General features: G+C 57.8%; 9 protein-coding genes. 2 read left to right on the top strand and 7 right to left on the bottom strand.

Features of this window, described 5'->3' with window-relative positions:
- Positions 1-246: 246 nt before the first annotated feature.
- Positions 247-579: a hypothetical protein gene (locus O6929_04245; GenBank protein ID MCZ6479608.1), complete on the bottom strand. Its 333-nt coding sequence runs from the start codon at positions 577-579 to the stop codon at positions 247-249.
- A 12-nt stretch (positions 580-591) separates the two neighbouring features.
- On the bottom strand, positions 592-1,851 hold the full coding sequence (locus O6929_04250) for an endonuclease Q family protein (GenBank protein ID MCZ6479609.1): 1,260 nt from the start codon (positions 1,849-1,851) through the stop codon (positions 592-594).
- Between the two features lie 92 nt (positions 1,852-1,943).
- Here O6929_04250 and O6929_04255 point away from each other — a divergent pair, with 92 nt between their 5' ends.
- Positions 1,944-2,708: a tetratricopeptide repeat protein gene (locus O6929_04255; protein MCZ6479610.1), complete on the top strand. Its 765-nt coding sequence runs from the start codon at positions 1,944-1,946 to the stop codon at positions 2,706-2,708.
- A gap of 36 nt (positions 2,709-2,744) precedes the next feature.
- On the opposite strand, the gene O6929_04260 is transcribed toward O6929_04255, so the two are convergent.
- The 5 genes from O6929_04260 to O6929_04280 form a co-directional block, all read right to left on the bottom strand.
- Positions 2,745-3,116: a hypothetical protein gene (locus O6929_04260; protein MCZ6479611.1), complete on the bottom strand. Its 372-nt coding sequence runs from the start codon at positions 3,114-3,116 to the stop codon at positions 2,745-2,747.
- Positions 3,117-3,181: 65 nt separating this feature from the next.
- A complete protein-coding gene (locus O6929_04265) occupies positions 3,182-3,451 on the bottom strand; it encodes a hypothetical protein (protein MCZ6479612.1) in 270 nt (89 codons plus the stop codon).
- A 45-nt stretch (positions 3,452-3,496) separates the two neighbouring features.
- Positions 3,497-4,105 carry a TetR family transcriptional regulator C-terminal domain-containing protein gene (locus O6929_04270; protein MCZ6479613.1) on the bottom strand — a complete coding sequence of 203 codons (609 nt, stop codon included), beginning with the start codon at positions 4,103-4,105 and terminating at the stop codon, positions 3,497-3,499.
- A 111-nt stretch (positions 4,106-4,216) separates the two neighbouring features.
- On the bottom strand, positions 4,217-6,673 hold the full coding sequence (locus tag O6929_04275; GenBank protein MCZ6479614.1) for a PAS domain S-box protein: 2,457 nt from the start codon (positions 6,671-6,673) through the stop codon (positions 4,217-4,219).
- A gap of 340 nt (positions 6,674-7,013) precedes the next feature.
- Positions 7,014-7,199: a hypothetical protein gene (locus O6929_04280; protein ID MCZ6479615.1), complete on the bottom strand. Its 186-nt coding sequence runs from the start codon at positions 7,197-7,199 to the stop codon at positions 7,014-7,016.
- Between the two features lie 1,294 nt (positions 7,200-8,493).
- On the opposite strand from O6929_04280, the gene O6929_04285 reads away from it, so the two are divergent.
- Positions 8,494-8,748 (top strand): hypothetical protein (locus O6929_04285; GenBank protein MCZ6479616.1); only part of this gene is annotated, 255 nt, incomplete at its 3' end.

The following is an 8,748-nucleotide window of genomic DNA, read 5'->3' on the forward strand; positions in this document are numbered from 1 at the left end:
CAGCGCAGAATGCTAGTGAAAAATAGTTGGTGCGGCACTAGTGCCGTTCCAACCTGATAAGTGGTTCGACAGGGCTTCGACGGTGAGCTCAGCCGAACCGCTCACCACCCCGAGGAAGACGGTTCGAGAGCCTCACCGTCCCGAGGAAGATCAAGGGATCGAGGGGCCGAATTTGAACAGCCTGCCTTGTTGCAAGGGCCGTGATCGAGTGCAGCGAGAAAGTTGGCACAAATAGTTGGAACGGCACTAGGCCTGAGACGTCAGCTGCTCCAGGGTCCTCTTCAGCTCCATGATCTCTTGCATCTGGATGGCGATGGTGCTGTCCTTGCCCCTGATCTGCTCCTGGAGTTGACCATGAAGGTCTTCCCACCGTTCTATTTCTTGCTTAAGCCTCGCCGTCTCTGCCGGCGCAGCCTTTGCAGGGGCCTTCTTGGCGGGCGACACCTTCCGTTTCGGCTTAATTGCTTTCTTCGGCTTTACTTTTTTCTTCGGCTTCGCCGCGGGCTTTGCGACTTCCCTTTTCTTCTTTTTTCCCGTGGCGGCTCCTTTCTTCTTCGCCTTTTTCTTTGCCTTGGCCATGGCTCCTCCTCCTCAAAAAAGCTGCGTCTGCGTCGCTCGCCCGAGGGACATTGCCTCCCGCGGCTCGTCTCCGAAGATGTTGACCGTTCCGTAGACTCCGTCATACCCCGGAACTATGGTTAGGCGTCCCTCCCGGACCCGGAGGATGGCTTCCAAGATCCTGGGTGGCATAAACGACCCGAGTTCCTCCTGCCTCAGGTCCAAAAGGATGGCAAGCTCACTCCCACCGGCCGCGACCAGCCGTTCGTACTCCTGTCGCACTGCCACTGTTCCCACCCGCTGATCCAATGCGGCAGCAATGATCTCTTCCAAGGGAACCAGATTCTTGAAGGGAATAGCCCCATCAGGCGTCCGCCCGGGAGGCCCGTCCGCCAGCTCTTCCACCCGATGCAACACCCCAACGGTCAAAGGGCGACGGCAAACAGGACAGGATCGGCCGCAGGCCTGCGTTTCTGTCGGAGTCGTGCGGATGCCGCAAGCCCGGTGGCCATCTAGATGGTATTTCCCTTCCTCCGGGAAGAATTCCACGGTGTAGAGGAATCGGCGCGGATCCCGCGTCCGGACCGCCTCCCAGAGCTCCCAGTAATCGAGGGGATGACCAAAGACGTTACATTCCCGCCCGAGGCGAGATGGGGAGTGAGCGTCGGAGTTGGACATCAGGGTGATTCCATCCAAGGCACTCAGTCGCCAGTTCATCGCCGGGTCCGAGGAGAGCCCGGTCTCGAGCGCGAAGATGCGGTCTAAGTAGCCGTCGAAGGCCTCCTGGAGGGAATCAAACCCCGACTGGGAGCCAAAAACAGAGAACCAAGGTGTCCAGGCATGCGCTGGGATCAAGACCGAGTCGGGAGAAAGATCAAAAACTATGCGACAGAGCTCTTTGACCGAAAAAGTAAAGGTGGGGCGCCCATCGGCCAGGAGGTTCCCCCGGCGGGCGAGTGCGGCATTCACTCGCTCCGCCGCCTGTAACGACGGGGCATACAAGAGGGTATGGATCTTTCGGAGACGCCCGCCCTCATGGTAGATGTTGCAGATTTCCACCTGAAGGATAAAACGGACGCCCTGCTCTCCCCTCTTCAATCGGTAGAGGCCAGGATCTGCCGGCGTGAGCTTGGCCTTGAGTTCAGCGAAGTAGGTGGGATGCGTGAAGTCTCCAGTCCCGAGGAGGGCAATTCCCTTTTTTCGCGCCCAGCGAGCCAGCGATTCCACCTCCATCTCACGGCTCGTTGCCCGACTATACCTAGAGTGGAGGTGTAGGTCAGCGATAAAGGGCATCGTCCCCCCCTGGGCCGCTTTCCAGCCGGTCGCTACATACTACAACCGCTCTCTTGCTGTCAACACATTTGCGTTCGCGGGTGCGGGCCGATATGATACCGGCAGCGGACACGCCGAAAGGGCTACCACATCGCGGAGTTCCAACGACCATGCGGGTCATTCACTATACGGGAAGAGGATTTCTCTGGACTCTCGGACTGGTTGGATTGGTCCTCCTTGTCACCCCTTGGCCGGCGCCAGTTCACCCTTCCCCCCAGGAAGAGGGGCAGCGGGAGAGGCTGTTGCGGATGTTCCAAGAGCAGCGGGCCCGTCGAAGGCAAGAACTCGTCAAGCACCTGGCAAAGCATCCCCGAGATCTTAGCACCCACTTCGAACTCGGGCAGCTCTATGCCCTCGATGGCCAAATCGCAGAAGCGATCCGGGAGTACCGGACAGTGATTCAGATTGCCCCTGACCACGAGACAGCCTACTTTAACCTCGGCCTCCTCTATCACCGTTCCGGGCAACTTGAACAGGCGATCCGGACCTTTCGCGAGGTTCTGCGTCTCGATCCAACGGATCTCCCCACCCATATCAACCTCGGAGTGGCCTATCGGGACAGGCGGGGAGAACTGTTGGAAAAGGAGATCGAGATCTTGGAGGCAGCGGTCAAACTTCGGCCCGACTATCCCGAGGCCCACTACCATCTCGGGATCGCCTATCGCGCCATGGGGGATAGTGAGCCGTCCTGTCGCCCCTGGTACAAGAAGGCACAGACGGAGCTTCAGGCGTATCTGGCGGCCAAACCTTCAGGAAAACGTCGCCAGTTGGTTTCGCGGTGGGTCGAGCTGCTGGAGAAGCGGCTGCAGAACTGCTAATGGCTTACTGCTGATCGCTGACTGCTGACGGCTGCTTTATCGAGGGCCGAACCGCTCTTCGGCCTGCCGCTCGAGCTCATGGATCTGCCGCTCGTACGCCCGTTCCTCAGCCTCTAGACGATCCTCACGGATGCGCCGGAGGTTCGCGAGCTGGCGGTCCACTTCCGCTACGGGTATCTCCGCATCAGACGGGTACTGACCCAGGATCCTGTGACGCGCGTCAAATTCCGCCTTCTCCTTCTCACGTTTTGCCCGAACCCTCTCGAGCTCTCCTCTGAGCCTTCCGACCTCACGCTGGTACTCCTCCAGGGAACCCAAGCCTTGCTGGGCCTGAAGACGGGCAACGATACGGGCCCATACGCCCGAGAGGCTCCCTGTCACCGCGCTGAACCATCGCGCGCCGTCCATGTCCCTTCCGTTGACAGATAGCTTCCGGCGAGAACTTCCTTCGGGAAGGTCGGGCAAAAAGCCCCTTACCTGACCAGCTTGAGAAGTGCCTTTGAGCCGTCTTCCCACTGACCACTCGGCCGATCGGGTGGAGGGGCCGAGAGGAAGTGACGGACGGTGTAGCCGCAGACCTTACACCGGCGGTAAAAATAAGACCGCTCTCCTTCGCGCTCGATTCCGCCAATCTGGGCCATTTTCCGGGCGCAACAGGTCTTCCCTCTTACAGGAGACACAATGCGCCTTGGATACATGTTAAGCGGTGACCTCTTGTTAGTATACTCCACAATGGTTGCCATGTTCCCCTTCCTTACCTCGTTTGATTCGGCGCTATGAAAAAATCCTTAGTCGGGACGGTACATCCCCACATGTCTTTTGAGTTCGTCAAAGCAGCCATCAAGGATCGAGGGGTCCTTGTGAACCCTGGCCGAGAGAATCGCTCCCTCAATCCCCGCGATAATGAAATCGGCCAGACGCTGCGAGTGCATGTTTCGGGCCAATTGTCCCTGATCCTGGGCCCTCCTGATCGCCTCCGAGATGTGATCCCGCCAGTTCCTGAGGATTTCTCCGATCCGTTGACGGAACCCATCGTGAATGTCGCTCATCTCGAGCGCGAGATTCCCAAGGGGGCATCCCCCCACGCACGCTGCCTTCCGCTGGGCGGATGCGATGCGCTCGAACAGGCAGAAGATCTCTTCCAGCGGATCCTCACCTCTGTCAAAAACCTCCCGCCCAAGTTCCTCCGTCGCCCAGAAAGCTAGGCGATCCAGGATTGCATACCCCAGTTCGTCCTTGCTCTCGAAATAGTGATAGAAGTTCCCCTTCCCGACACCACTCTCCCGCAGAATGTCTTCCAGGCTGGTGTTATTGAATCCCTGCCGGTGTATCAACCGAAAGGCGGCCTCAATCACGCGGTTTTTGGTTCTCGATCCTCTGACCGTCTGTGGCCTCATGTCCCCCTCTGAACTCATTCTGTACCGACCGGATGGTACAGAAATAAATTTACAATGTTACAGATGAATGTCAAGGGGAAAAATAGCTCGGTAAGCGCCTGAATGCAAGGCTTATTCTGCGCTGATGGGGAGTCTGACGGTGAAGGTGCTCCCTTGGTCCTCGCCTTCGGATTCGGCTCTGATCTGACCGCCGTGAAGCTCTACCAGTCGCTTCGTCAGGGCCAGGCCGAGGCCGGTCCCTTGCTGCTCTTTCGCGTAGACAGGCTCGAGCTGTGTGAAGGGCTGAAAGAGCTTCGACAGATCTTCGGCAGCGATCCCAATTCCCGTGTCTTGCACCCGGATTTCAATGAAATCTCCGCGTGGTTCATGGTTCATGGTCGATGGTTCATGGTCAGTCCCCTCCGATCCCTGAACCCTGAACGCTGAACCCTGAACGCATCGGGCGGAAACTGTCACAGTTCCGCCCTTGGGGGTGAACTTGACGGCGTTGGAGAGGAGGTTGTACAAGATCTGCCTGAACCGAACCGGATCCGCGAACACGCTGGAGAGGTCCTGTTCCACAGTGAGTGCCAAGTGCAGGTTTTTTTTCTCGCCTTCCCAATTCACCAGGTTCAGCGCCTCCTCCAGGGCTTCTCTCAAGGAGAGCTGCTCCCGATGGATCGCCATCTTTCCTGCTTCAACCTTGGAAAGATCGAGGAGATCGTTGATCAGATTTAAGAGGTGCCGCCCGCTGGAGAACACGTTACCCACGTACCGTTGCTGCTTTTCGTTCAGGGGGCCAAACTTCTCGTCCATTAAAAGTTCAGAAAAGCCGAGGATGGCGTTCAACGGTGTACGCAGCTCGTGCGACATATTCGCCAAGAACTCGGTCTTGTGGCCTGAGACCCTCTCGGCGTGATTTCTGGCTTCCTCCAGCTGGAGGTTGGCAGCGTGAAGCTCCCTCGTCCGTTCCTCTACCCTGGCCTCCAGCTGCCGGGCCGCCTGCCACAGTTCTTCATAGAGCCGCGAATTCTCCATTGCGATGACTGCCTGGCTCGCCAGAGTGGTCAAGAGCTGGATCTTTCCTTCATCGCAAACCTGAGGGACATCCGAGAACGCCATGAGAAAACCCCGAACCTCCTCCCGATACAGCAGTGGAACAATGACCACCGACCGTATCCCCACCCGACTGGCGGCTCCCCTCCAGGGAGCAAAAGAGGAATCTTCGAGCACATCTTCAATGGCAACTGGGACCTTGTTTCTGAAGGCCTTCGCGGTTGGCCCCTGACCCAGGGGAGAGGCCGGATCCAGGGAAATGCGGAGGTTCTTCGTAAAGCCCTGGTCATCCCCGGCCAGGGCCTCCACGCGTAGGTGGGGCTGGTTGGGGATAGCAACGATTACGAACTTTGCCTGCATCAGCGCCCGGGCTTCTTCGGCGATGGTCTGCAACGCGGCATGGTAATCCAGTACAGAAGTCAACGCGACCCCAATCGTGTACAGTCTTTCGAGCTGGTGTACCCGGGTTCGCAGTTCTTTCTCCACCTGCTTGCGTTCGGTGATGTCCTCACAACTCGTTACGATGGCCATGGGCTCTCCATCGGCGTCCATGACGACATCGGACATCAACTGGACCGGGAACCCACCTCCATCTTTCCGGATGTTGACACTCTGCCGCTTCCAGGTATTCATGGCCCTTATCTGGTCCAAGGCCATCGGCTTCCAGAGCTTATTGGGGGCAAAGATTCTGACATCCTTGCCGACCAAATCATCCGCCGCATACCCGTGCATGTTTGCCTCAGCGGGATTCGTATACAGGATTTCCCCGGTGATGCCGGTGATGGTCACGCCGAGTTGCATGGTTTGCACGGCTTTTTCCAGCCAACGCAGCGATTCCTCTGTCTGCTTGCGCTTGGTAATGTCACGGAAGGTGACCACTGCGCCGACAATCTTGCCGTCTTCCCTGTTGGGCATGGCGGTGTACTCCACCGGGAGACTTGTCCCATCCCTTTTGCAAAAAATTCCATCGGTCACATGACGCACGACCCCGTCTTTCAGCGCCGCATAGATGGGACAGTTATCCTGCACGTAGGGGCCCCCGTTCGAGTGGTCCAGAATGGTATGTATCGGCCGGCCAATCAGCTCGTTGGGCTCATATCCGGTCGTTCTCGTCACAGCCGGGTTTACACACGTGATATTGCCCTGCAGATCTAATCCATAAATTCCCTCGCCCGTTGCGTTTAAGATGAGTTCGCTCTGCAGAGAAGGTGATGACATCACCGACGAGAGGATTGCTCGATCGGTCGTACCATTCAGGACTTCCTCTTCCCGCCAGAGGACCTGGGCGAATACGAACCAGTACCATGCGAAAAGGGCTATCCCGGCCGCGCTCATCCCAAGCACGAGGAAAACGAGGAGAGACGTAGAGAGACTCTGGAAGGAGGTCAAGGTGATGACGAGCAGAACGGCCCCCAAGGTGGTCGGCGCCCAGAGGCCGAGCCAGCGGAGCCGTTTTACTTGCGAAGGCGGAAGAGGACGGCCCCCAAATGCTGGAGACAACTTGTAGAGAATGTTATCTACACTATGAGCCACGTCACAAGACCTATTACACCCTCAAGGGCGCTTATTCTTTCGGCAAGAGCACCCTCGCTATGCGCCGCAAGGGCAGACACACGGGATAATTTCCAGAAACTCTCCCGTAGATTCAGGGCACAGTCATGCATGACCAGGGGGGTGTGTCCAAATCCCCTCAAGCTCTAACCTATGGAGCCCGGGAAGCCAATCAACGAGCGCTTCCATTGCCGTATGAAGATCTGGGGCAGACACTTCCGCGAGTTCCGTCTCGGACTCTGGAGTTGCTTGGACCCTGAAGAAGAACGAAGGCATCATTTCAGCCATCGGCCCACTCGGATCCCAGTGATATTCTGCGGCTTTAACGCTGCCCATTGTCTTCCTTTCGTGGGAGAAGCACCTCGCCCCGGTGCTCCCAGTATGTCACGTGGAGATCACGAAGCTCCTGCTTGGCCTTGTCGTCTCCCTTGAGAGCTCGTTGGGCCAGCTTCGTGCTCAATTCTGGGTCAATAGCGTATTCAAGCTCCTCGAGAACCCCCTTTGCCATGTCAGTCCCTCCTCTCTTCCCACTTGGACCTGCCTGGGGGCCCAAGGGCAGCTGGTCTCAGCCGCCCGCCGAGGGGATATTGTCGCAATCTCTATGCCAAGGACCAATATCACAACTACTTGAAACTACAGGGCTTCTTGCAGGGAGCCTTCTGTCCCCCTATGACGATATGTACACGGCTGCCGGGAAACAGGCAGTGGCTGTCAGGGGGGGGTATCGGCTGAGGAGAAGGCCGGAGCGATCTATCGCTACACCCCTTCAGATCTGAAGGCCTGGCCTAGCGCCTTGGTCCGCTTTTCCGGGTAGAACTTGGGGTCGTTGTCCGCCCAGGGGTTGTCGAACAAGATCACTTTGGAGCGGTGTCGAGGGCCCCCAAGCCCCCACCTGAGCAGACCCAAGAGGACCTATCCCCGCAAGAACCCGATAGTTTGGACTGAGCGATGGTGCTCCTGGATGCTCTTAGTGCCCCTCCAACTAATTCTTCCTAAACACCGCAAGCTTCCGCGAGGGGCACTGAGGGGTTGTAGGGGAGAGGCTCCCTTACGTCTGGGGGGTGCTCAGCGAGGCAACCGCCGAGCGCCGAATCCCGAAGGCTTTCGGGACTAGCGGAAGTGACGCACCAGAGATAAATGTGTTAGTGAGAAATAGTTGGTGCGGCACTAGTACGGGGTGTTCTGGTAGCGGCGTGGTAGCAAGAGCTGATGCCCCCTTCGATCTGCTGGAGGAAGAATAATCCCAAGCAGCTCCGGAGGCACTCGCACGCCTACGCAGGCACCCCCCGGTCACCCGCTACGAGAATTCCCCTCTACTGCATAGCTTACCCCACTAAGCCGACCGCAGTTTTTGGTTGACAGGGGCTATTGCCTTAAATAATGTACTGCTCCAGATCATACACACGTATGATAATCGTCATATAAGATTAGGCTTTGTGACGCCTGTTCGTTTTCTCCCGTGGGGATCCACAGGTAAGAGGAACGGTAAGCTTCCCCTAGGCAGGGAAAAAATGGAACCGGGATGACCAAAGCCCCCAGCCAGGATCTGGTACTCCTGGTGGCGCACCACAAAAAACCAGACGCCCTCCCGGGCGAAGCACGGCCCGGAGGGCGTTTTCATTTCTGGTACCTCGTATCTCTTTGGGACCTGTTCGACGCGAGCCCCCTAGTCTCACACAGGGAGTCACGGAATGGGATCGGGAGTCTTCTCGTCCGAGTGGGTGGCCGTTAAGAGAAAGGCCAGCATAAGGCCTAGGGAGAGGCGGACCGTCCTGGTCTTGTTGCGGCGCAGGAGCCCCCGCATGCTGCGGATGCCTCCAAAGTTGTTCCTGTGTCTCCTCCTCAGCATGGTTCTCGGCCAAGTGACGATCTCGTACGACTACTACTTGAACCTCAGTCGCGACGACGGGTTCGACCGGATGATCGTTGAGATCAGCAGCAACAGCATCGACGGTCCGTGGATCGAGATCGCCCGTCACCGCGACGATATGGGCACGGCGTGGACGAACAACGTAATCACGCAGGCCGATCTGGAAGACGCCGGCGTTGCGCTCACG

This window comes from Candidatus Methylomirabilota bacterium (genome assembly GCA_027293415.1).
Taxonomy (GTDB): domain Bacteria; phylum Methylomirabilota; class Methylomirabilia; order Methylomirabilales; family CSP1-5; genus CSP1-5.

Excerpts from the sequence above, each read along its gene's own strand:
- O6929_04245 (MCZ6479608.1), bottom strand. The coding sequence starts at position 579 with ATGGCCAAGGCAAAGAAAAAGGCGAAGAAGAAAGGAGCCGCCACGGGA.
- O6929_04250 (MCZ6479609.1), bottom strand. The coding sequence starts at position 1,851 with ATGCCCTTTATCGCTGACCTACACCTCCACTCTAGGTATAGTCGGGCA.
- O6929_04255 (MCZ6479610.1), top strand. The coding sequence starts at position 1,944 with ATGATACCGGCAGCGGACACGCCGAAAGGGCTACCACATCGCGGAGTT.
- O6929_04260 (MCZ6479611.1), bottom strand. The coding sequence starts at position 3,116 with ATGGACGGCGCGCGATGGTTCAGCGCGGTGACAGGGAGCCTCTCGGGC.
- O6929_04265 (MCZ6479612.1), bottom strand. The coding sequence starts at position 3,451 with ATGGCAACCATTGTGGAGTATACTAACAAGAGGTCACCGCTTAACATG.
- O6929_04270 (MCZ6479613.1), bottom strand. The coding sequence starts at position 4,105 with ATGAGGCCACAGACGGTCAGAGGATCGAGAACCAAAAACCGCGTGATT.
- O6929_04280 (MCZ6479615.1), bottom strand. The coding sequence starts at position 7,199 with ATGGCAAAGGGGGTTCTCGAGGAGCTTGAATACGCTATTGACCCAGAA.